Annotated in this window: 23 protein-coding genes; 8 read left to right on the top strand and 15 right to left on the bottom strand. The window is 72.4% G+C overall.

Annotated elements, in window-relative coordinates; translation table 11 throughout:
• Positions 1–26: 26 nt before the first annotated feature.
• Positions 27–941, bottom strand: a complete 915-nt coding sequence (locus DEJ11_RS01960; protein ID WP_017886480.1) for a LysR family transcriptional regulator — start codon at positions 939–941, stop codon at positions 27–29.
• A gap of 72 nt (positions 942–1,013) precedes the next feature.
• On the opposite strand from DEJ11_RS01960, the gene DEJ11_RS01955 reads away from it, so the two are divergent.
• Entirely contained in the window at positions 1,014–2,036 is a 1,023-nt protein-coding gene (locus DEJ11_RS01955) for an EamA family transporter (protein WP_258375537.1), read from the top strand.
• On the opposite strand, the gene DEJ11_RS01950 is transcribed toward DEJ11_RS01955, so the two are convergent.
• Both DEJ11_RS01950 and DEJ11_RS01945 read right to left on the bottom strand, forming a co-directional pair.
• A complete protein-coding gene (locus DEJ11_RS01950) occupies positions 2,005–2,982 on the bottom strand; it encodes an epimerase (protein ID WP_111105004.1) in 978 nt (325 codons plus the stop codon). The two genes, DEJ11_RS01955 and DEJ11_RS01950, sit on opposite strands and share 32 nt — an antisense overlap.
• Before the next feature lies 1 nt (position 2,983).
• A complete protein-coding gene (locus tag DEJ11_RS01945) occupies positions 2,984–3,652 on the bottom strand; it encodes a DUF4166 domain-containing protein (RefSeq protein ID WP_111105006.1) in 669 nt (222 codons plus the stop codon).
• A gap of 47 nt (positions 3,653–3,699) precedes the next feature.
• Here DEJ11_RS01945 and DEJ11_RS01940 point away from each other — a divergent pair, with 47 nt between their 5' ends.
• Complete coding sequence (locus tag DEJ11_RS01940) at positions 3,700–4,614, top strand: cation diffusion facilitator family transporter (protein WP_111046242.1); 915 nt, start codon at positions 3,700–3,702, stop codon at positions 4,612–4,614.
• Between the two features lie 101 nt (positions 4,615–4,715).
• Here the strand turns inward: DEJ11_RS01940 and DEJ11_RS01935 are convergent, their stop codons facing one another.
• Both DEJ11_RS01935 and DEJ11_RS01930 read right to left on the bottom strand, forming a co-directional pair.
• Entirely contained in the window at positions 4,716–5,321 is a 606-nt protein-coding gene (locus tag DEJ11_RS01935) for a hypothetical protein (RefSeq protein ID WP_111105008.1), read from the bottom strand.
• A 120-nt stretch (positions 5,322–5,441) separates the two neighbouring features.
• Positions 5,442–6,731, bottom strand: a complete 1,290-nt coding sequence (locus DEJ11_RS01930; protein WP_111105010.1) for an MFS transporter — start codon at positions 6,729–6,731, stop codon at positions 5,442–5,444.
• Positions 6,732–6,812: 81 nt separating this feature from the next.
• On the opposite strand from DEJ11_RS01930, the gene DEJ11_RS01925 reads away from it, so the two are divergent.
• The gene (locus DEJ11_RS01925; protein WP_181440732.1) at positions 6,813–7,691 is read left to right on the top strand and encodes a LysR family transcriptional regulator; all 879 of its coding nucleotides are present in this window, start codon (positions 6,813–6,815) and stop codon (positions 7,689–7,691) included.
• 133 nt (positions 7,692–7,824) lie between these two features.
• Here DEJ11_RS01925 and DEJ11_RS01920 read toward each other — a convergent pair whose 3' ends face one another.
• From DEJ11_RS01920 to DEJ11_RS01895, 6 genes are all read right to left on the bottom strand, one after another.
• On the bottom strand, positions 7,825–8,589 hold the full coding sequence (locus DEJ11_RS01920) for a hypothetical protein (RefSeq protein WP_146250101.1): 765 nt from the start codon (positions 8,587–8,589) through the stop codon (positions 7,825–7,827).
• Positions 8,579–9,118: an RNA polymerase sigma factor gene (locus DEJ11_RS01915; RefSeq protein ID WP_017886488.1), complete on the bottom strand. Its 540-nt coding sequence runs from the start codon at positions 9,116–9,118 to the stop codon at positions 8,579–8,581. Before DEJ11_RS01915 ends, DEJ11_RS01920 begins: the two co-directional genes overlap by 11 nt.
• 135 nt (positions 9,119–9,253) lie before the next feature.
• Positions 9,254–9,517 carry a hypothetical protein gene (locus DEJ11_RS01910; protein WP_071404886.1) on the bottom strand — a complete coding sequence of 88 codons (264 nt, stop codon included), beginning with the start codon at positions 9,515–9,517 and terminating at the stop codon, positions 9,254–9,256.
• Positions 9,514–10,173, bottom strand: a complete 660-nt coding sequence (locus tag DEJ11_RS01905; protein ID WP_111105016.1) for a DUF308 domain-containing protein — start codon at positions 10,171–10,173, stop codon at positions 9,514–9,516. The genes DEJ11_RS01910 and DEJ11_RS01905 overlap by 4 nt, the downstream gene beginning before the upstream one ends.
• A gap of 144 nt (positions 10,174–10,317) precedes the next feature.
• Positions 10,318–12,321, bottom strand: coding sequence for a lectin-like domain-containing protein (locus DEJ11_RS01900; RefSeq protein WP_111105017.1), 2,004 nt, complete (start codon positions 12,319–12,321; stop codon positions 10,318–10,320).
• Between the two features lie 109 nt (positions 12,322–12,430).
• Positions 12,431–14,077: a glycoside hydrolase family 13 protein gene (locus tag DEJ11_RS01895; protein ID WP_111105018.1), complete on the bottom strand. Its 1,647-nt coding sequence runs from the start codon at positions 14,075–14,077 to the stop codon at positions 12,431–12,433.
• Positions 14,078–14,183: 106 nt separating this feature from the next.
• On the opposite strand from DEJ11_RS01895, the gene DEJ11_RS01890 reads away from it, so the two are divergent.
• The 5 genes from DEJ11_RS01890 (at position 14,184) to DEJ11_RS01870 (ending at position 18,064) form a co-directional block, all read left to right on the top strand.
• The gene (locus DEJ11_RS01890) at positions 14,184–14,750 is read left to right on the top strand and encodes an NADPH-dependent FMN reductase (RefSeq protein ID WP_027464982.1); all 567 of its coding nucleotides are present in this window, start codon (positions 14,184–14,186) and stop codon (positions 14,748–14,750) included.
• A 147-nt stretch (positions 14,751–14,897) separates the two neighbouring features.
• Positions 14,898–15,410 (top strand): MarR family winged helix-turn-helix transcriptional regulator, encoded by a 513-nt coding sequence (locus DEJ11_RS01885; protein ID WP_111024711.1) that lies wholly within the window; start codon positions 14,898–14,900, stop codon positions 15,408–15,410.
• Positions 15,411–15,523: 113 nt separating this feature from the next.
• A complete protein-coding gene (locus DEJ11_RS01880; RefSeq protein ID WP_071404882.1) occupies positions 15,524–16,030 on the top strand; it encodes a Dps family protein in 507 nt (168 codons plus the stop codon).
• A gap of 8 nt (positions 16,031–16,038) precedes the next feature.
• Positions 16,039–16,839 (top strand): SDR family NAD(P)-dependent oxidoreductase, encoded by an 801-nt coding sequence (locus tag DEJ11_RS01875; RefSeq protein WP_111046250.1) that lies wholly within the window; start codon positions 16,039–16,041, stop codon positions 16,837–16,839.
• Positions 16,840–16,870: 31 nt separating this feature from the next.
• Positions 16,871–18,064 carry an NAD(P)/FAD-dependent oxidoreductase gene (locus DEJ11_RS01870; protein WP_111024713.1) on the top strand — a complete coding sequence of 398 codons (1,194 nt, stop codon included), beginning with the start codon at positions 16,871–16,873 and terminating at the stop codon, positions 18,062–18,064.
• 120 nt (positions 18,065–18,184) lie between these two features.
• Here the strand turns inward: DEJ11_RS01870 and DEJ11_RS01865 are convergent, their stop codons facing one another.
• The 4 genes from DEJ11_RS01865 to DEJ11_RS01850 all read right to left on the bottom strand — a co-directional run bounded on the left by DEJ11_RS01865 (position 18,185) and on the right by DEJ11_RS01850 (position 22,491).
• On the bottom strand, positions 18,185–19,255 hold the full coding sequence (locus DEJ11_RS01865; RefSeq protein WP_111039756.1) for an alpha/beta fold hydrolase: 1,071 nt from the start codon (positions 19,253–19,255) through the stop codon (positions 18,185–18,187).
• Positions 19,256–19,325: 70 nt separating this feature from the next.
• Complete coding sequence (locus DEJ11_RS01860) at positions 19,326–20,201, bottom strand: SMP-30/gluconolactonase/LRE family protein (RefSeq protein WP_111105020.1); 876 nt, start codon at positions 20,199–20,201, stop codon at positions 19,326–19,328.
• A gap of 162 nt (positions 20,202–20,363) precedes the next feature.
• Positions 20,364–21,197 (bottom strand): DUF1206 domain-containing protein, encoded by an 834-nt coding sequence (locus DEJ11_RS01855; RefSeq protein WP_111105022.1) that lies wholly within the window; start codon positions 21,195–21,197, stop codon positions 20,364–20,366.
• A 127-nt stretch (positions 21,198–21,324) separates the two neighbouring features.
• Positions 21,325–22,491: an RtcB family protein gene (locus DEJ11_RS01850; RefSeq protein WP_111105024.1), complete on the bottom strand. Its 1,167-nt coding sequence runs from the start codon at positions 22,489–22,491 to the stop codon at positions 21,325–21,327.
• Between the last annotated feature and the right edge of the window lie 99 nt (positions 22,492–22,590).

Genomic DNA, 22,590 nt, shown 5'->3' with positions numbered 1-22,590 from the left:
TGAGCCCGGCAGTGGGCGCCACCGTCTCAGGTGGTGACGTCCAGGGCGACGGCGACCAGCGCCTCCAGGACGGTGCGCACCACGGGACGGACGGCACGGTCGGGGCGGACCAGCGCCTCGATGCGGCGTCCGGCACGGACGTCGGCGAGCTCCGCCAGGTGGAAGCGCCCGGCCGCCCGCGTCCCCGACGTGTACCGCGGGACGAGTGCGATGCCGTGGCCGCCCGCCACCAGGTTCTCGATGACCGGCAGGTGGATCGTGCGGAACGCGACACTCGGCGGGGTGTCCGTCGCTGCGGCCATCGCGTGCAGCACCCGGTCGATCGGGTAGCCCTCCGGCACGCCGATCCAGCGTTCCCCGACGACCTCGTCGATGCCCACGCGTGCGCGGCCGGCCAGGGCGTGCCCGGGCGGCAGGGCCACGTCGAGGGGTTCGCGGAGCAGCGGCACGGTGTCGACCGATCCCTGGTCCGCCGGGCGGACGCCGTCCGACCGGTGCCCGACGACCACGTCGTGGTCGGCCGCGAGCGGTGCGAACTCCCCCTCGCTGACGTCCACGTCGACCAGGGTCAGCGCGATGCCCGGGTGCGCCTGCATCCGGGTGAGCACGCCGGGCAGCAGCAGTTCCGCCGCCGACGGGAAGATCGCCAGCGACACCGGTCCGGTCGTGCCGCCGAGGTGCTCCTGCCAGGCGGCGTCCACCCGGGCGATGGCGGTCGCGACCCCGGATGCCAGGCCCGCGAGCACTTCGCCGTGCGGGGTCAGCCGGACCCCGCGCCCGACGCGTTCGACCAGCGGGACGCCGACCTGCCGCTGCAGCGTCTGCAGCTGCTGGGAGACGGCGCTCGGTGTGCGGTGGGTGGCCTCGGCGACGGCCGTGACGCTGCCGCGCTCGGCGAGCTCCCGCAGGACCGCCAGCAGCTGCACGTCGAAGTCGACCATGCAGGGACCCTACATCGTGGTTCGCGAAGGTTTCGATGGACCTACAACGTCGCGCCCGGGACGATGAGGAGCATGACCACCCGAGACCGCCTCCTCGCCGTCGTCGTCGCCGTGGTCTGGGGACTGAACTTCCCCGCGACGGCACTCGCGCTCGAGCACTTCCCACCGTTCCTGCTCGCAGCGCTGCGGTTCACGATCCTGGCGGTCCCGACGCTGCTGTTCGTGCCGCGGCCGCGGATCCCGTTCGGGCGGCTCCTGCTCGTCGGTCTCGGGCTCGGCGTGCTGCAGTTCTCGTTCCTGTACCTCAGCATGGCGTCCGGCATGCCGTCGGGGCTGGCCTCACTCGTGCTGCAGGCCTCCGCGCCGTTCACGGTGGTGCTGGCCGGGGTGTTCCTGCGCGAGCGGCTGACCGGCCGGCAGGTCGTCGGGGTCACCGTCGCCGTGGCCGCCCTCGCCGCGATCGCCCTGCACCGTTCCCAGACCGCCGCGCTGCTGCCCGTCGTGCTCGCGCTGTGCGGTGCGCTCGGGTGGGCGATCGGCAACGTCGCGACCCGGCGCGCGGGGGCCGCGAACCCGCTGCACCTGACCCTGTGGTGGTCCGTCGTGCCGCCGGTCCCGATGGTCGTGCTGTCGCTCGTGGTCGAGGGCCCGGACCGCATCGGCACCGCTCTCGGTTCGGCGTTCACGGCGGCCGCGCTGCCCGCCGACCTCGGCCTGCTCTACATCGTGGTCGTCGCCACCCTGGTGGGCTACGGCATCTGGTCACGGCTGCTGGCGGCCTACCCGTCGAGCACGGTCGCGCCGTTCTCGATGCTCGTGCCCGTGGTCGGGGTGCTCGCGTCGTGGGCGGCCTTCGGCGAGGTGCCCGACCTGGTCGAGGTGCTCGCCGGCGCGGTCGTCGTGGCCGCCGTGCTGTGGTCGTCGCGACCGGTGCGGGACCGCGGGCCGCGGCCGGCCCCCGTCGACGAGGTCGCACGACGCGCCGCTGCCGTGTCGCCGAGGTCGCACGACGTGCCGCACGGACCGCTCGCGAGCGGCAGTCCGCGCGACCTCGACCCGGCGCTCAGCCCCGGTGCTGGCGACGAGCCGCGATGATCCCGGCGAGCGCCCCGCGCAGGTGCGGGTACCGGAACTCGTAGCCGGCCTGGGTCAACCGGGTCGGCACCACCCACCGGCTCTTCAGCACGAGTTCGGTCTCGGTGCGGATCGCGAACGACCCGAGCTCGAGCATCCACCGCCAGGTCGGCACGCCCAACCGGCGCCCGACGGCGTCGCGGAGGGTCGCCATCACGGTGCGGTTGTCGGACGGGTTCGGGCTCGAGATGTTCACCGGCCCCTCGATCTCCGGGTGGTCGCGGAGGAACCGGATCGACCCGAGGACGTCGGCGATGTGCACCCAGCTGAAGCGCTGCCGACCGTGCGTGGGCCGGTGGTGGTGGTACGTGCCGGCGCGGAGCCGGGAGCGCGTCGGCACCCACGGTCCGTCGTACTGCGGCCCGCCGAGGCCTGCCTGCGCGAGCCGGAGGAGCGGCAGCAGAGCGCTGCCGTCGCCGAACACGATCGCCATCCGGAGCGCCACACGACGGGTGCCGGGCAGGTCGGCGCCGAAGAAGGCGTCCTCCCACGCGCGGGCGACGGAGACCGAGAACCCCTCGCCGATCTCCCCCGTCGCTTCGTCCTGCGGTCGGTCGTCGGCGTGCCGGTAGATCGTCGCGGTCGAGGCGTTCATCCACAGCGGCGTCGGGTCCTCGGACGTGCGGATGGCCTCGGCGAGCTCGAGCGTGGTGTCCACCCGCGAGCGCATGATCTCCGCACGGTTGCGTCGGCCGTAGCGGCAGTTGACGCTCTTGCCCGCCATGTTCACGACCATCGCGGCGCCGTCGACGAGTTCCCGGATGCGCATGGTGTTGCCCCACACGGCGTCGCCGGTCCGGCCGATGGTGACGACCCGGTACCCCTCTTCCGTGAAGGCGTCCCGCAGGTACCGCCCCACGAAGCCGCTCGCTCCCGCGATCACGACGCGGCCCTTCTGGTCGCTCATCTCATCCCCGTTCTGTGTCCGGCGCGATCTCGTACCGGAACGCCCCCTCGTACCGGTACAGCGTGCCGAGCACCGGCGCCGTGAGCACCAGGGACACGCGCTGGAGGTCCGCTTCGTCATCGAATCGTTCCATCAGCGTCACACGCGGGCTCAGGGCGGCCGGGAGGCGCAGATCGCGTCCCAGCGCACGGAACGTCACGCGCGTGGAGACCAGGCGCAGGGCGCCCGCGTCGGGACCGTCGGCGTCGACCTGCGCCCGGAGCCGGGCGCTGACGCGCCCGTGGCGACCCAGGTGGTCGACCAGGCCGTCGGGTTCGGCGGTGATGGCGTCCACCATCGTGCGGCTCCCGGAGCGGAACCGGAAGGTGCGGTGCGCGCGGACGGCGACCCGGGCCTCCAGGCTGACCCCTGACCCGCGGCGGACGCGAGCCGGCCGGTTCTCGACCGTGAACGGAACGTCCCGCTCCCAGACCGGGAACATGACGGAATCGCGGGCGAACACCGCGAGCACCGGCCAGAGCCACCGACGTGGGGTGCCGACGACGTCGAAGACGCCCTCGCCGCGGCCGACGTGCCCGGGCGGGACGGGGCCGAAGTACGTGCGGAGCCGCGGGTGCAGCCGAGCCAGCACGTCCGGCGGTGTGGACAGCTCGTAGGGCGACCGGCTCACGGTTCGATCCTGGCATGTCGTCAGTGCGGATCCCTACGATGTCGCACATGGGACACGACCACGGGCACGGCGTCGGGCACGCCTCGGAGCGCGCCCTGCTCATCGCGTTCTGCATCTCGGCGGGCATCCTGCTCGCCGAGGTCGTGGGCGCCGTGGTCACGGGTTCGCTCGCGCTGCTCGTCGATGCCGGGCACATGGTCGTCGACACCGGCGGACTCGGCATCGGGCTCGTCGCGACGCGGCTCGCCCGCCGGTCCCCGACCGCGCAGCGCACCTGGGGCTTCCAGCGGGCCGAGGTCCTCGGGGCCACCGCACAGGCCGCGATCCTGCTCGCCGTCGGGGTCTACGTGATCATCTCGGCGGTGCAGCGGCTGTTCGTGCCCGAGGAGATCCACTCCGGGCCGCTGCTCGTCTTCGGCATCGTCGGCCTCGTCGGCAACCTGGTGGCCTACGCGGTGCTGCTGCGGGCCTCGGGCGAGGGGTTCACCTCGCGCGCCGCCCGGCTCGAGGTCCTCAACGACACCCTCGGCTCGGTCGCCGTCATCATCGCCGCGATCGTGCTCATGCTGACCGGGTGGGAGCGGGCGGACTCCGTCGCCGCGATCCTGATCGGCCTGCTCATCCTGCCGCGGGCGATCCGGCTCCTGCGCGAGACCGCGAACGTGCTGCTCGAGTCGACGCCGCCGGGGCTCGACCTCGACGACGTGCGTGGCCACATCCTCGAACTCGACCACGTCATCGCGGTGCACGACCTGCACGCCACGCTCGTGGCGACCGGGGTGCCGAACCTGACCGCGCACGTGGTCGTCGACGACCACTGCTTCTCGACGGCGCACGCCCCCGCGATCCTCGACGAGCTGCAGCGGTGCGTGGCGGAGCACTTCGACGTGCCGGTGGAGCACTCGACGTTCCAGTTGGAGCCGGTGTCACACCGGCGGCACGAGTACGAGGTGCACGCGTAGGGTCCGCGCTCGGGCGTGTGGGCGTCGCTGCGGCTTCGCGACGATCCACCAGGTGATCGACGCGTGGTCTGTCGCAGAACGGGTGTCCGCGGGTGCCCGCGTCAGCAGTCGTCGGTGCGCGTGGGGTAGGCCGTGATCACCCGGTCGGTGGTGGCCGAGACGATCACCTTCACCCAGGGCTCGTCGTCGGGGCGTGAACCGTCGTCGAACCGGACGGGTGCGGCGTAGCAGACCTTGCCGTCGCCGGCGTCGAGCGGGAACCCGGGGCGCGGGTCCTCGAGCGCCGTCTGCACCGCGGTGAGCATGGCGTCGTCCCAGTCGCGCGAGCCGTGCCCGGTGACGACGTCCTGCCAGTCGGCGGTGTGCCGCACCCGGATGTGCTCGTAGCCCTGGGCAACGGTGCCGCACTGCAGGGTGACGCGGCCCAGGGCCTCGGTCTCGTACTGCGCGACGGCCGCCTGGGTCGTGGTGTCGCATCGGCCGAGCGCGGTGCTGCCGGGCATGTCCGGCCCGGTGCGGGTGATCGTGACGGTGCCGTCACCGGCGGCCGGCGGCGCGTCGCTCGGCGTCCGTGAGGCCGAGCCGGCACCGATGGTGGGGTCGTCCGCGCCCTGCCGTGCCGTCAGGAACAACCCGCCGGCGAGGAGACCGGCGGCCACCACGGCCGCGACGCCGGTGATCACGGGACGGTTGCGGTTCCGGGGCACGCGCCCAGTATGCCGGGAGTTCGACCGCACGACGGAACCAGGCTCCGGACACGGCACCGCGCGATCGCGCGGTGCGGTGTCCGGAACCTGGTTCCGGGCGGAGGGGAGGCCCGCCACGCGTCAGGCGCGCGCGGCCAGCCGGGTGCCGGCGACGACGGCCAGGACGGCGACGAGCACCACGTACCCGATCAGGACGGGGAGCGTCGGGATCACCAGCAGCGCCGCCCCGACGGCCACGACCGGCACCGTGAGCCCGGCGTAGGCGATGAGGAACGTGGCGGCGAGCACGCCGCCCCGACGCTCCGGGCCGACCAGTGCTGCGGCGCTGCCGATCGCCGCGCGGAACAGCAGGCCGACGCCGGCTCCCGCGACGACCCCGCCGCCGATGAACCCGGCGACCTGCAGCAGGACCGCGGCGACGGCGAGGACGACCAGTCCGACGACCAGGAGCACCATGCCGAGCCGGATCTGCGCACGCTGCGACAGTCGGGCGAAGACGATCTGCGACAGCGCGCTCGCGGCGAAGACCCCGAAGGTCGTGGCCCCGGCGGCCAGGCGGTCGGTGACGTGGAAGGTGGTGCCGAGGAAGCTCGGCGCGACCGAGGTGAAGAGGCCCTGCACGGCGAGCGCGGCGAACGCGGCTGCGCCGGCTGCCCAGAACGCCGCACCCTGCCCCTCCGGCGCCTGCATGCGCTGTGGGCGGTAGGCCACGGGCTGCTCGGGACGGTCGACCGTCTCCGGTGCAGCCAGCACGAGCACGAACGCGACGGCCAGCGCGATCACGAACACCACGTACGGGACCATGAGCGGCTGCCCGACGAACTCGGCGAGCGCTCCGCCGACCAGGGCGCCGAGCGACAGCCCCCCGAGGTTCACGGCTCCGGCGGCGACGCTCGCGCCCTTCGCGGAGTCGCTCGACCCGGTGGCACGGACCCGGAGCTCACCGAGGTGCGCCGTCGCGGTCGCCGTCAGCGTCCCGACGCCGAGGCCGGTCACGAGCCGGGCGACGATGAGGCCGGTGACGTCGTTCCAGAGCAGGAACAGCACGGCGGCGACGAGTTCGAGGGCGATCGACACCAGGATGAGCGGACGGCGTCCGTGCACGTCGCTGAGGTGCCCCGCCAGGTACAGCGACCCGACGACCCCGACCCCGTACGCCGCGAAGATCACCGTCGTGGTGAAGGTCGGGAAGCCGTCGCGGGCCTGGTAGATGACGTACAGGGGTGCGGGGACGGTCGCGAAGGCCATCACCGCGAGGAACGCGAAGGCGACGACCCAGAAGCCGAAACCGTGGCGCCGACGGGTGTGGACACGGCGTCCGCGCGGGGCGATGACACGGTCGCTCGCGGATGCGGGAGCGGCGGTGGTGGCGGGGACGGTGCCCGTCGGGGTGTCGGTGACGGTTGACATGCTCCGATGATCGCGCTCGCGGTGCATCGAGTCCAACGGAGGCGCTTGATGTGCACGATCGATCTGCTCGATACTCGGACGATGGAGACCCGACTGCTCGAACAGTTCGTCACCGTCGCCGCCGAGGGCAGCGTCACCCGGGCGGCGGAACGGCTCTGGGCCGCGCAGTCCACGGTGTCCGCGGGCATCGCCTCGCTCGAGCGCAGCTTCGGCGTGCGGCTCTTCGATCGCACCGGCCGACAGCTCGTCCTGACCCCCGCTGGCGAGGACCTGCTCCCCCACGCCCGCGCAGTGCTCGAGTCCCTCGACCGGATGCGCGACCTGGCCACCGCCGACGACGCCGACCTGCGGGGCCGGGTGCGGCTCGGCATCTTCACGAGCATGGACATCGTCGACCTGACGGGCGTGCTGCAGCGGTTCCGGCGGCAGCACCCGCTCGTCGCCGTGGAGCTGATGACCTCACCGTCGGGGACGACCGGCCTCGTGCAGGACCTGGTCGCCGGGCGGCTCGACATCGCCTACACGGGCCTGCCCACCGTGCCCGCCGGCGTCGTCGTGGAGCCGCTGCGGGAGATGCCGTTCCGGGTGTTCACCGCGGCGGACCACCCGCTCGCCGGCCGGTCGTCGGTGTCGCTCGCCGAACTCGCCGACGAGCCCTTCGTCGACACGGCGCACGGGTTCGGCAACCGGATCATCCTCGACGGGGCACTCGAGCGGCTCGGCATCCGTCGGCGCATCGTCGCGGAGATGAACGACATGCCCGCCGTGATCCGGTTCGCCTCGGCCGGGCTCGGCGTCGGGGTCGTGCCGGACTCGGGCGTGCGGTACGACGGGGCGGTGCTCGACCTGGAGGACGAGGTCGACCCGCTCCGCATCGGCCTGGCGGTCCGGACGTCCCCGGAGCCGAGCCGTGCGGTCCGGACGCTGGCGCGCGACATCGTGGCGGCGCGGGTCGGGTGACGCTGGGCGCGCTCGCTGTGCTTCGTGAGCAGGAATGGTCGCGTCACGGTGCGCGAGGCGACCGTTCCTGCTCACGATCTGACCACCGACGGACTGGAGGCACGGGTCGGGTCCGCCACGTGCCTCCGGGCCGTCAGTCCCCCCAGATCTCCCCGACGACGGCGTCCAGCAGTCCGTTCGTCGGGAAGTTCGCCTGCCGGATCACGATGAAGGTGTCGTCGCGCAGGAAGAAGGTGGAGACCTGGTCCACCGGGGCAGCCTCGGCCGGGACGGACGACTGGCACACCCGCCCGCCGTCGCGGTCCTCGCACTCCAGCGGACTGGTGGCGAGCACGTCCGCGGCCCCGGGCCCTGCCGTCCCGACGGTCAAGGTGAGCCCACTGACGTCGGCTCGGGGATCGGCCCACGTGCAGATGATCTTCGACTCGCCGTTCGCCCAGGTGACGTCCTCCCCATCGCCGCCGGCCGTCCCGTCCTTCGCCTTCGAGATCTCGGTCAGCGGAGTCTCCCCGAAGAGCCGGGTGTAGTCCTCTGCCGGGACCATGTCGCGGCACGTCGCCGGGATGGTCGCCGCAGCGGGGGTCGGTGTCGACGTCGGGGTGGGCTTCGGCACCGGGGCACCCGTGATCGGGGCGGAGCTCGGCGTCGTGGAGGACGGCGCGGGCTCGGGCTGCTGGGTCTGGGTGGGAGCGGCGACCGGGTCGGCGTTCTGCTGCGACAGGGTCAGGGCGACCGCGCCGGTCGCGGTGCCGACGGCGAGCAGCGCGACGACACCGATGACGATGCCGGACCGGCCACGACGACGCTTCGGGAGCGGGGTGGCACGTTCGAGGACGTTCTGCTTCATCGAGACGAGCATGCGCTGCAGGTCGTCTCCCTGCGGAGGCTCAGTGTTCATCGTGCATCACCACCTTCTTGAGTCGTCGACGGTTGCGGGACACCCGCTGGGTGACCGCGCCGACCGTGAGTCCGAGGAGTTCGGCGGCCTCGGCGTACGAGTGCCCCTCGAGCAGGCAGAGCTCGCAGATGCGGCGGTCGAGGTCGGGGAGCGCGGCGATCTCGGCGCGGACCCAGCGCAGGGTCTCGCGGGCCTCGTCGTGGTCGGCGGGCGAGGCGAGGTGCTCCGGGAGCTCGTCCGTGCGGCGCCGGGCCTGCTTGCGCCCGGTGTTGAAGGCGTGGTTGCGGCACACGACGAGCAGCCACGGCAGCACCGTGTCCGCCGGCAGCTCGAGGGTCGCGGCGCGCTGCCAGAGCGTCAGGAACGCGTCCTGCACGATCTCCTCGACGTCGGACCGGTCGTCGACGAGCGCCCACGCGTAGCGGGTGAGGGTGGCGGCGTACCGGTCGAACGCCCGGGCGAGCGCGCCGGTGTCTCCCTGTGCCATCGCACGGACGAGTCCTTCGTCCGTGTCGGTGCCGGTCGTCACGTCCACATCCCACCTCCTTCACTCAGAGGTGTCGGCAGGACCCGCGATCCTGACAGGACCGTGGCGGATTCGTGATCTCGGGCGTGTCCGACCGGAGCCGTCAGCTGTCAGCCGTCAGCTGTCAGACATCAGCGGTCAGTGGAAGTCGTCGCCGTCGCCCTCGCCCGGCGTCTTGTGCCCGCCGAGCATGTCGTTGTCGTCCTGCTCGCTCGACGAGGCGAGCTGCAGCATCGCGAGCACGACGACGACCACGATGAACGCGACGCCGAGGAAGATCACGGCCAGCTGCAGTTCCCGCGTCGAGAACAGCACGACGAGCCCGGTGAACACCGCGATGATCGCGGAGATCCCGAGGAGCTCGACCGGGCGCAGACGGTCACGACGGCTGGGGGTGGTCATGCGTGTGGTGCTCCGTCCGGGGCGACGGCCGGCGTGGCCGTGCCCCACTTGTGCGAGAGGCCGGCGATCACGTGGAAGACGGCCGTGATGGCGAGGTACGCGCCGAGCAGGCCGACGAGCACGATCGAGGCGTCGAGGGTGCCGGTGACCTGCTCCACGCCACCGAGCTGCTGGGAGTAGTCCGGCGGCGTGACGAGGAAGGCGACCGCGAGCAGCAGCGTGAGGCCGCCGATCGTCGTCCAGTCGCGAGCGAAGGGCGAGCGTCGCCGGGCACGGAGCCCCTGCGACAGCTCGAGGGCCCCGGTCAGCACCGCGAACGCGACGATGACCGTGATGAAGGCCGGCAGCCCGAACCCGTTGCACGCGAACGCGGCGACGGCGGCGAGCAGGGTGATGACGGCCTGCAGCAGGGTCGTGCGACGCGATCGACCGTCGAGGGGCAGTCGGGAGATCCCGCCGAACAGGAGCACGAGGCCGTCGACCAGGGCGAAGCCGCCGAACAGCAGGAGACCGTAGCCCGCGGCGTGGTTGGTCGAGAAGGTGATCACCATCGCGACGACCGCTGCGGGGACCGCCCGGAGGATCGGGATCGGCCAGTACCGCGCGCGCTGGGTCGCGTCTTCCACGGTGGTGGCGTCGTCCACGGTGTCGGACACGAGACCTCTTTCGGGCTTGCGGATCGTGGATCCGATCCTACCGCCGGTGGGGTGGACGCCCGACCGGGAGCGGACTCGACCCCCTGTGGACGTCCACACCCGTGCACCGGGACGACACCGCCTCCGGGTGCCGTCCCGGCGGTGTCAGGGCTGCTGCGGGTCGTCGGACGGCGCGTTCCGGCGAGCACGACGTCGGGCGAGCCACCAGCACACGGATCCGGCGGCGGCGGCCAGGGCGGCGAGCGCCGCGGCGAGGCCGAGCCCTTCGGCGCCGGTGTAGGCGAGGGCTCCGACGGGGGCAGCCGCACGACGGTCGACTGCGGGGTCACCGGCTCCGCCGTCGTCGTCGACACCGGCGCCGTCACCGTCGTCACCACCGGAACCGTCACCACCGTCGTCCCCGTCGTCCGGAGCCGGCCCGCTCGTCGGCACGGGGCTCGGCGTGGGCCCCTCGTCGTCCGGGCCCACGACGATCGCGACGCCGGTGGACGGGTCGCCGCCGTCCGCGTCGGTCGGCGAGGTCGCCGTCGCCACGTTCACCACGTCGGAGCCGTCCCCCTGGTACGCGGGGTCGAGCTCGGCGCGGATCCGGAAGTCCAGGGTCTCGCCCACCTCGAGCGACACGTCGGAGCTGCAGGTCACCCGCTGCCCCTCGGCCGTGCACCCGTCCTCGGAGCCCACGAACCGCATGGCCTGGGGCAGGTCGTCGACCGCCCCGACCTGCTGCGCCGCCGACGGCCCCCGGTTCCGGGCCGTCACGAGGTACTCGACCTCGTCACCGGGCCGGACGGTCGACGGCGACACCGACTTGTCCGTCTCGACGTCGGCGGCGATCACGGGGGCAGTGACCGTGGTGGTCGCCCGCGAGGCGTTGTCGGCCTCGTTCGTGTCGGACAACGAGGTCGGCGGGGCGATGGTCGCAACGCTCTCCAGCGCTCCGGACGTGCCCTCGGCCACCCGGCCCTCGATCGTGACGACGGCGGAACCCCCTCGGGGCAACGACAGGTCGGTCGCGACGTCACCGGTGCCCGACCCGGTCGCACAGGCGGAGCCGTCCGCGGCCGTGCAGGTCCAGGTGACGTCCTCGACGCCGTCGGGCACGTCGACCTGCAGCGGACTCGGGTCGGCGGCGTTCGGGCCGGGGTTCCGCGCCGTCACGGTGTAGCGGAGCGGTTCGCCCGCCGTCGCGGTCGCGGGCAGGTCGTGCTCGACGGACAGGTCCGCCGGCTTCCAGACCCGGAGCGCGTCGACCTCGTGCTTGTCGACGTGGCTGCCGGTGGCCCCGGCGAACCCGAGGCGCAGCGTGCTCGGCAGCGCGGCCTGCCCGTCGCCGTGCAGCGGGACCGAGTCGAGCACGGTGCGCATGGTCGAGCCGACCTGCAGCCGGACGGAGACCGCGAGCCCGCCGTCGTCGTCGGGCAGCAGGGTGATCCGGACCGTCCGGGGCGTCGAACCGGCCGTCACGGTGCCACCAGGTGCCGCGGCACCGGCGACGTACCGGTAGCCCTCGGTCCCGTTGCCGGAGCCCCGGACCACCACGTGGTCGGGCTGTGCTCCGGGGCCGGACCCGTTGATGCGTGACGAGAAGTTGCCGTAGTGGTCGATCGCGACGGCCGCGAAGCCACCGGGGACGCCCGGCAGGTCGCACTCCCGGCCACCGCCCTCGGTCGCTTCCTTGCGGCATGCGTACCCGAGACCGGCGCCGAAGGACCCGACGCCCTGCGCGGAGGCCCCGTCGGCCAGGTACAGCAGCAGGCCGTCGGCGCCGGGGTCGTCCTTCTCGGTGTGCATCGCGTACGTGAACTCGATCTCGAGCCCGGTGTCGGACGGGAACGTGTCGTTCGTCGACCACGCCCCCGCCTGGTTCCGGACGTCGTCGGTGAGCCGCAGTCGGCCGCCGGACACCGCGGCGTCACCGTGCAGGGCACCGCCGGACGCACTGGAGAACTGGTTGACGTACGGGAAGTCGAGGGCGGCCGCACTCGACCCGGACGGCAGGACCGCGGGTGCCGCGAGCACGCCGATCGCGGTCAGGGTGGCGCACGCCGCAGCGAGACGGCGGACGACCCGCGAGCGGAACGACCGCCGGTCGAGGGAAGGCGCTGGGGCAGGAGCTGGAGCTGGAGCTGATGCAGTGGGATCTGTCATGCCCCGATGCTCGCGACCGGGACGTCACCCCCGGGCGGCGGGGAGACGATCTGTGGAACGCCCCCACGGGCCTCCCGGCTGTGGAGGAAGAACGACGCGAGCGGACCGCTCAGGCCAGCCACACCGTCGTCTCACCCGGCAGCAGCCCCGGTGCGACCCCGTCGAGCGGCCCGGACGCGACGACGACGGTCCCGGCCGGCAGGGGCACCGGCGCGGTGCCGAAGTTCGTGACCGACCGCCAGCCGTCGTGCCGCGCGAACGCCACGACCTCGGAGCCGGACTCCAGCCACGTCAGCGCCTCCCCCTGCTGCAGGCGACGCCGTGCGGCCAGTGCCCGGCGGTACAGCGACAGGGTCGACTCGGGATCGCCGTCCTCGGCCTCGACCGAGGACTCCCCGAAGTCCTGCGGCTGCGGCAGGTGCGGTGCGACGTCCCCGAAGCCGAACGACGGTCCGGAGCGCGTCCACGGGATCGGTACACGGCAGCCGTCCCGGCCCTTGACGGTGTGCCCGGTGCGGAGCCACTTCGGGTCCTGCAGCAGGTCGCGCGGGATCGCGGCGGCCTCGTGCAACCCGAGCTCCTCGCCCTGGTAGACGTACGACGACCCGGGCAGCGCCAGCATCAGCATCGTCGCCGCTCGGGCCCGACGGAGCCCCCGTGCACGGTCGAGCTCCGGCGTCGTGCCGTCCGTCATGAGCCAGGCGTCGGTGTCGGTGCCGTCCGGCAGGCCGTAGCGGGTGGGGTGCCGCACGACGTCGTGGTTCGACAGCACCCAGGTGCTCGAGGCGCCGGACTGCTCCGAGGCGGCCAGGTTCCGCTCGATGATCCGACGGAACACATCGGGCTCGAACGGAGCCTCGAGCAGGTCGAAGTTGAAGGCCTGCCCGAGCTCCGTCGGCCGGGCGTACAGGACGCGGCGGGGTGCCGGGGCCCAGGCCTCGGCGACCGCGGCACGGGGCGGGTCGTACTCGTCGAGCACCCGGCGCCAGGTGGCGAAGATCTCGTGCACCTCGTCGCGGTCGTACAGCGGGTCGGAGCCGTCGAGCGGCAGGTCCTGCTCGTTCGACGGCCGGTACGGGGTCGACAGGTCCTTCGCCAGCCCGTGCGCGACGTCCACGCGGAACCCGTCGACACCGCGGTCGGACCAGAAGCGCAGCGTGTCCTCGAAGTCGGCGCGGACCTCGGGGTTCGACCAGTCCAGGTCGGGCTGCTCGGGGGCGAACAGGTGCAGGTACCACTGCCCGTCGGGCACTCGGGTCCACGCGCTGCCACCGAAGTTCGACACCCAGTCGCTCGGCGGCAGTTCCCCGGAGGCGCCCGAGCCCTCACGGAACACGTACCGCGCACGCTCGGCCGACCCCGGCGCGGACGCCAACGCGGCCCGGAACCACTCGTGCTGGACCGAGGTGTGGTTCGGCACGATGTCGACGATGACCTTGAGGTCGTGCTCGTGGGCGGCCCTGACCAGGGCGTCCAGGTCGTCGAGGGACCCGAGCTTCGGGTCGACGGCGCGGTAGTCGGCGACGTCGTAACCACCGTCGGCGAGCGGCGACGGGAAGAACGGGGAGAGCCACAGGGCATCGACGCCCAGCGCTGCCAGGTACGGCACCCGGCTCGTGATGCCCGCGACGTCACCGAGCCCGTCGCCGTCCGTGTCGGCGAAGCTGCGCGGGTAGACCTGGTAGACGACGGCATCGCGCCACCAGGTCGGGTCGGTGGTTCGTGGCGTGCTGGCCGGGGTCCGAAGCGTGGTCACGTCGCCACCGTACCCAGGGTGCTGGGAATAGCGCCCCCTACGATCGCATTGGTTGTCGCTGACACCTTTCCGTCCAGCAACAGCATCCCGCAACAGAAGGAGCTCCATGACGAACGTCCTCGTCCTCGTCGGCAGCCTGCGCGCCGACTCCATCAACCGCAAGCTCGCCGAGGCCGCCGCGCACCACGCGCCGGAGGGCATCGAGCTGCACACCTTCGACGGCATCGTCGACCTGCCGTTCTACAACGAGGACATCGACGGCGACACCCCGCCCGCCGCTGCCGTCGCCTTCCGCGACGCCGTCGCCACCGCGGACGCCGTCCTGCTGATCACCCCCGAGTACAACGGCACCATCCCCGCCGTCCTGAAGAACGCGCTCGACTGGGGTTCGCGTCCGTTCGGTGCCTCGCCGCTGTCCGGCAAGCCCCTCGCCGTGATCGGCTCGGCGTTCGGCCAGTACGGCGGCGTCTGGGCCCACGACGACGCCCGCAAGGCCGCCGGCATCGCCGGCGCGAAGGTCCTGGAGGACGTCAAGGTCGCCATCCCGCAGTCGGTCGTCCGCTTCGCGGAGACCCACCCGCGTGAGGACGCCGAGGTCACGACGCTCGTGCAGGGCGCGCTCACCGCGCTCGCCGAGGCCGCAGCCGGCACGGACGAGCAGGCAGCCGCGTAACGCGACGAACCATCGGACAGGAGGCCCGTGGCGACCCCGCCACGGGCCTCCTGTCCGTCCGGTGCGGACGCATCGGACGCATCGGACGCCGCAGAACCCGGGAGTTCACTAGACGGCCGAGATACGAGACGGGTTACCCTGAACGCCATGTCGACGCAGGAGATCACCGAGGCGTCCGGGTACTGGTTCCCGGACGACGACGCGACCCAACGCGGGGTCGCGGTGCTGAACGCCCTGCGCCGGTACCGATCCGCCGAGACGGCCATGCGCCGCCGGACCCGTGACTCGATGGGCATGGGCGAGACCGACCTGCTCGCCGTGCGCTTCCTGCTGCAGGCGCAGCGCTCCGGCACCGCCGTGAGCCCGAAGGACCTCGCCGCGTACCTCAAGATCTCGTCGGCCTCGACGACCATCCTCATCGACCGCCTGGTCAAGTCGAACCACGTCCGCCGCGACCCGCACCCCACCGACCGCCGGGCCCTCGTCATCACGCCGACGACCGAGACCGACGACGAGGTCCGCGCCACGCTCGGCGTGATGCACCGCCGGATGATGTCGATCGCCGAGGGGCTCCCCGCGTCCGAGGCGCGGATCGTCGCCGGGTTCCTGGAGCAGATGCGCGACGCAGTCGACCAGGTCGACCCCGCGCCGTCGCACTGAGCAGCCCTGCACCGGACGACCTCGGGGGACGCTGCCTCCGAGCGCACTGAGAGCGTGCACTGCGGCACCGCGTAGACCGGAACGGTCACACCGACGCGAAAGGAGCCACAACCATGCACGCTTCGGACAAGATGGCCAAGAACCTCCAGGCGGTCCTCGTGGACCTCATCGACCTGCACCTGCAGGGCAAGCAGGCCCACTGGAACATCCTGGGCACCAACTTCCGCGACCTCCACCTGCAGCTCGACGAGATCGTCGACGCAGCTCGTGAGTTCGCCGACGACACCGCCGAGCGCATGCGTGCGCTGTACCTCGTGCCGGACGGCCGCTCGGCGACCGTCTCCGCGGGCAGCCACCTCGACGCGTTCCCCTCGGGCGAGATCACCACGCACGACGCCATCGACCAGGTCACGCTCCGGCTGTACCAGGCGACCGGCACCATGCGCGATGTCCACGACGAGGTCGACGACGAGGACCCGACGACCGCGGACCTGCTCCACGGCTTCATCGAGCGCCTCGAGCAGCTCGCGTGGATGGTCTCCGCCGAGAACCGCGCGCCCAGCACCCCGCTGGCCTCCGCGACCACGCCTGCCGTCGCCGACGCGTCGGCACACGCGTAGGGGCCCGGGTGGACCTCGGTATCCAGGGCAAGACCGCACTCGTCTTCGGCGGCGACTCCGGCATCGGCTGGAACACGGCGCGCATCCTCCTGGCAGAGGGTGCGACCGTGGTCGTCACCGACATCGACCAGAGCCGTCTGGACACCAGTGCGGACCAGCTCGAGGCGCCGCTCGGCAAGCTGCACGCCTTCGCCGCCGACGTCCGGAGCGCCGAGAGCCTCGCCTCCCTGCACGACAAGGTGCGTGAAGCGGTCGGCGAGATCGACATCCTGGTGCAGTCCTCGGGCGTCACCGGCGCCCAGGGCATGTTCCACGAGATCGACGAGGCCGGCTGGGTGGAGACGATCGACATCGACCTGATGGGGCCGGTGCGGATCACCCGCGAGTTCATCGGCGACCTGCGCCAGGGCGGCTGGGGACGCATCGTCTACCTGGTGTCCGAGGACGCCTCGCAGCCGTACGACGACGAGCTGCCCTACTGCGCCGCCAAGGCCGGGGTGCTCTCGTTCGCCAAGGGCCTGTCGCGCTCCTACGCCTCCGAGGGGCTGCTGGTGAACACGGTCTCCCCCGCGTTCATCCACACGCCGATGACGGACGCGATGATGGACAAGCGGGCCAAGCAGCGCGGGACCTCGTTCGACGAGGCCATCGGCAGCTTCCTCGAAGAGGAGCGGCCGTACATGGAGCTCAAGCGCCGCGGCGAGCCGGAAGAGGTCGCGAACGTGGTGGCCTTCCTGTGCTCGGACCTGGCCAGCTTCGTGAACGGCGCCAACTACCGGGTCGACTCCGGCTCGGTCGCCACGATCTGATCGTGGCACCACAGCACCGCCAGGAGGCGTCATGACCGACTTCCGCTACCTCATCGTCGGCGGCGGGATGGTCGCCGACGCTGCTGCCCGTGGCATCCGCGAGCTCGACACCGACGGGTCGATCGGCATCCTCAGCGAGGACGTCGACCGGCCCTACGCCCGGCCCGCGCTCTCGAAGAAGCTCTGGACCGACCCGGACTTCAGCTGGGACGACAAGGTCGACCTGCACACCGAGGAGACCGGGGCGCAGTTCGTCCTGGGCACCGCGGTCACCGCGATCGACCGTGCCGCGAAGACCGTCACGACGGCCGACGGCGCGACGCACGGCTACGAGCGGCTCCTGCTCGCGACCGGCGGGAAGCCCCGGGGGCTGCCGGGGCTGTCCCCGTCGGCACGCGTGCTCGACTACCGCAGCGCGTCGGACTACCGCCGGCTGCGCGAACTCGCGGACGCCGGAGCGCACGTCGCCGTCGTGGGCGGCGGGTACATCGGCCAGGAGATCACGGCGGGGATCGTGCAGAACGGTGCACGCGTCACGCTGGTCGACCCGGACGAGGTCGTCGGCGGACGGATGTTCCCGGACGACCTGGCTCGGGCGTTCCAGCAGCGCTTCGTCGACCACGGCGTCGAGCTCCGCACCGGTCGTCGGGTGTCCGAGGGCACCGAGACGGCCGACGGCGTGCGACTGACGCTCGACGACGGGTCCGTGGTCGAGGCCGACGCGGTCGTCGCCGGACTCGGCATCGAACCCGCCACGCAGCTCGCCGCCGACGCCGGACTCACCGTCCGCGACGGCATCGTGGTGACCTCGACGCTGCTCACCGACGACGACTCGGTGTTCGCCGCCGGTGACGTCGCCGAGTACCCGGACCGGATCCTCGGCACCCGCCGGGTGGAGCACGTCGACAACGCCCAGCAGCAGGGTCGTCAGGCAGGCCGCAACCTCGCGGACGCCGACGAGACCTACGACCACACGCCGATGTTCTACTCCGACGTCTTCGACATGGGGTACGAGGCCGTCGGACAGGTCAGCTCGAAGCTCCGCACGGTCGAGGACTGGCAGGACCCCACCGTCACCGGCGTCGTCTACTACCTGGACGACGACGACACGGTCCGGGGCGTGCTGCTCTGGAACGTGTGGGACAAGACCGACGAGGCCCGCAAGGTCCTCGCCGAGGCGAACGCGCTGACGCCCGACATGCTGCCGGGCCGCATCACGCCCTGACCGCTCGCCCGTCGCGGTGGTCGCGACTGCCTGGAGGCCCGGTGCCCGTCCGTCGTACCGGCACCGGGCCTCCAGGCGGTCGCCCGCAGATCGCGACGCCCGCTGCTTCGACGGTGCTGGCTACTTCGACTCCGGCGCGACCTCGTCGACGACCGCCCGGCGATCCGCCGGGTCGACCGGCAGGTCGTCGCCGTCCGCCATCGCGACGGCGTGTGCGGACTTGGCCGCCTCGAGCGTCTCGTCGTCGTTCCGGGCCATCCCGAACAGCTCGATGAACCGCGACTTGACCAGCAACCAGGCGTCCCCCGGGCTGAGCCGCGCCAGGTCCGACGACGTCGAGTCGTCGCGCACCCGCTGCAGCGACGACACGCCCCGGTCGGGGATCCGGTGGTCGACGTGCGCCACCGCGAGCCGTGCGACCGCGTCGGCCTGTGCGTGCATGACCGAGTGTGCGCCGTCGACGACCTCGCGGAGGACCGCGTACGGGAACACCCGCGCCAGCCGACGGACCCAGTCCCGCGGCACCATCGCGTCGTGTTCACCGCGGACGATCAGGGTGCGGGCCTGCACGTGGGCGGCGCGCTCCTCGATCGGGAACGCGATCATCCGCGGCAGGACCTTCCGGAACCAGTGCCAGCCGCACAGTGCGTACGCCGTGATGCCGTGCCAGCGGACCGCGGCGGGCTCGTGCAGCGTCGACCGCAGGAACCGGAACGCCGACTGCCGCACCGTCCGTGCCGACGAGTCGACCACCGGGCTGATGAGCACGAGGTCGGAGATCCCCGGACGGCGGGCGGCGACCTCGGTGACGACCTGGGTGCCCATCGAGTGCCCGACCAGGACCGGGTCCTGGAGCCCGAGGTCGTCGATGACCCGCTCGACCGCGTCGGCGTAGCGCTCGATCGAGACCTTGCCGCGGAACCGCGGGACTCCGGCGAAGCCCGGCAGGTCGAGCGCGTGCACCGGCCCGTTCTCGTTGAGGTGCGGGGCGAGCCGCTCGTAGTAGGTCGAGGCGATGCCGAGCCCCGCGACGAGCAGGAAGGCCCGCTCGCCCGGCTCACCGATCGAGCTCACCCGGACGTAGGTGCCGTCGACCGCGACCCGGTCCACCTGCACCGTGACGTCAGCGTCCTCGGCCTGGGCGAGCTCGCCGGCCGGGTCCGGCCGCGGTGCCTGGCGTTCGTCGTCCACGTGGGTCTCCTCCGGTCGGGCGGTCGCCCAGGATACCCGGCCGCCGTCCGCGCGGGCGGCGACGACGTGCTCAGCCGCTGAAGGTGTTCGCGGGGAACCCGTGCACCGTCGTCGGCACCGCGAAGACCGCGCCGGACCGGGGCGCCTGCTCCAGCTCCTGCTCGGTGAGGTTCTCGCGGGCCGTCCCGACGAAGAGCGTCGACATGTCCGGGCCGCCGAACGCCACCGACGTCGGGTTGGCGACGGGGAGCTCCACCGTCTCCAGGTGCGAGCCGTCCGGCCCGTAGCGCTCGACGCGGGACCCGCCGTAGATCGCGCTCCAGAAGCAGCCCTCGTCGTCGCGGACCAGGCCGTCGTGCGCCTGACCGACGATGAACGGCTCGAGTTCGCCGAGCTCGCCGTCCGGGCCGTACGACCCGCGGAAGACCGTCGAGGCGCTGGTGTCGGTGACGTACATCGTGCTGCCGTCCTCCGACCACTCCATGCCGTTCGTCACGCCGAAGCCGCCGCGGAGCACCCGGGTCGTGCCGTCGGCCTCGATCGAGTAGAGCGCCGCGTCGGGTTCGCCGGTCGTCACGTTCATGCTGCCGACCAGGAACCGGCCGAACGGGTCGCACTTGCCCTCGTTGAACCGGTTGCCCGAGGTGCTGTGGGTGACGCGGGCGATCTCACGCTCCACGGATCCCTGCTCGTCCGTCACCACGACGGTGTCGCCGAGGGCCGCGACGAACCCGCCGGAGGCCCGGGGCTGGAAGCTCGCCAGCGGGGGCGGCAGCGGCACGCTCGAGCGCACGGTGCCGTCGGCCTCGGCGGTGTTGAGGGTGCCGAGGGTGATGTCGGCCCACCGGAGCAGCTGTGCGGACGGGTCCCAGACGATGCTCTCGGCGAGGACCGCTCGGGCGTCGGCGAAGACGGTCGCGGGGCCGGTCGTGACGTTGGTGCTCATCGACCCCGTCTACCGCGGGGGCGGTCCGTGCTCGCTCAGGCGTGGCGCCGCGGCGCGGTCGCGCGTGGCGCGGCGGCGAGTTCACGGGCTCAGCGACACCTCACGCCCGCTTTGCCCCGTGAGGTGTCGCCCAGCGCGAAAGTCCGCGGTGGCGCCCGCGGGTCAGAGGCGGGCGAACCGCGCGCGGAAGAAGCTGTAGACGCCGAAGGCCAGGAACCCGATGCCGATCGCGACGAGGACGAACACCCCACCGGGCATGCTCCGCACCGCGTCGAACGCGGCGTCGAGGCCGGTGGCCTGGTCGGGGTCGCTCTGCAGCCCCGCGACGGCGATGAGCACGCCCACGATGACCACGGCGACGCCCTTGCCGACGTACCCGACGACGCCGAGCACGGTGACCACGCGGTCGAGCTGACCCGACGGTCGCGTGATCTGCTTCCGGAAGGACCGGCGGCAGCCGATCACCACGAGGCCGATGCCGACCGCGACCGCGATCGCCCCGACCAGGACCAGCACGAACACTCCGCCCGGTGTCGCCAGGGTCTTCGCCGCGGCACTCTGCGACGAGCTGCTCGAGCTCGACCCGGCACCGAGCGCGTACGAGGCCGCCGAGTACGCGATCACGCCGTAGACCACGGCCTTCGCGACGTCCTTCAGCCGGGCGAGCCAGCCCCGCGTGGTGTCGGAACGGCCGCCGACGATCGCCTCGACGACCAGGCGCACGGTGAGTGCGGCCGTGCCGACGGCGATCAGCCAGAGCAGGAACACCCCGCCGGGGACCGCGGCGATCTGCTGCAGCGCACCGGACTGGTCCGTCTCGCCGCCCGAGGACGCGTTGCCGATCCCGAGCAGGATCGCCAGGTACCCGATCAGCAGGTGGACGATGCCGCTGCCGACGAACCCGGCGCGTGCCGTGACCTCGAACCAGCGGCTGTCGGCCGCCCGCCGAACCTGTCGTCCGGTTTCCTTCGCTGCGTGTTCCGCCGTGTCGCTCATCACGGCCCAGCGTGCCCGACGCGTGCCGTCCTGTCCGGGGCGCGCCGGGCCGTGCGGTCCGCCACGTGGCGGACGGGAGGCCCGTGGCGGTGCCGCCACGGGCCTCCCGTCCGTCGGTGGGCGCGTCTCAGTCGCCCTTCACGTTGACGACCTGCCGCAGGGTGTGCCGGATCGACACGAGGTCCTCGGCGTCCGCCATGACCTGGTCGATCGGCTTGTAGGCGGCCGGGATCTCGTCGAGGAACGCGTCGGTGTCGCGGTACTCGATGCCGGCCATCGCCTCGCGCAGCTGCTCGTGGGTGAAGGTCCGCCGGGCAGCGCTCCGCGAGAACAGCCGGCCGGCACCGTGCGGGGACGACTCGAGCGAGGGCTTGTTGCCGAGTCCCTCGACCACGTACGACGCGGTGCCCATCGACCCGGGGATCAGGCCGGGCTGACCGGCCTTCGCCTGGATCGCACCCTTGCGTGAGACCCACACGGACTTGCCCCAGTGCGTCTCACGCTGCGTGAAGTTGTGGTGGCAGTTGATCCGCTCGCGCTCGTCGACGGGCGTGCCGACGGCCTCGGACAGCTGCCGCACGACGCGGTCCATCATCTCCTCGCGGTTGAGCAGCGCGAAGTGCTGGGCCCACCGCAGCTCGGCGATGTACCGGTCGAACTCCGGTGTGCCCTCGACCAGGTACGCCAGGTCGGGGTCCGCCAGCTGGATCCACCACCGCTCCATGGCCTTCTTGGCGACCTTGATGTGCCGCTGCGCGATCTTGTTGCCGACACCCCGCGACCCGGAGTGCAGGAAGAGCCAGACCCGGTCCTGCTCGTCGAGGGAGACCTCGATGAAGTGGTTGCCGGACCCGAGCGTGCCGAGCTGGTTCCGCCACCCGCCGTGCACGCCGTCGGGGTCGAACCCGGCGGTCTCGGCCATCGCCTCGAGCGCGGCGATCCGGGGAGCGGCGGTCGCCACGATCTTCCGGTTCGACGCACCGGCCGACAGCGGGATCGCTCGCTCGATCTGCTCGCGCAGGCCCTGCAGGTCGGCGGGCAGGTCGGTGGCGGTGAACTGCGTGCGGACCGCGATCATGCCGCAGCCGATGTCCACGCCGACGGCCGCCGGCATGATCGCGCCGAGGGTCGGGATGACGGACCCGACGGTGGCCCCGAGGCCGAGGTGTGCGTCGGGCATGAGGGCCAGGTGCGGGAACACGAACGGCATGCGCGCGGTCGTGCGGGCCTGCTGCTCGGTGTTGTCCTCGAGCATCGAGGCCCAGCTGAGCAATCGGTCGTTGATCTTCTTCATGGAGTCGTCTCGCTTTCGTGACGGTCGAGGTGACGGTCCGAGACGGTCGTACGCCGAGCCTCCTGGTCGTCGCCGGACGTGGCGGACGGAAGGAAGCGG

The organism is Curtobacterium sp. MCLR17_058 (assembly GCF_003234705.2).
GTDB lineage: Bacteria > Actinomycetota > Actinomycetes > Actinomycetales > Microbacteriaceae > Curtobacterium > Curtobacterium flaccumfaciens.
The sequence above is the reverse complement of the archived record's forward strand: the minus strand, read 5'-3'. Positions and strand labels throughout refer to the sequence as shown.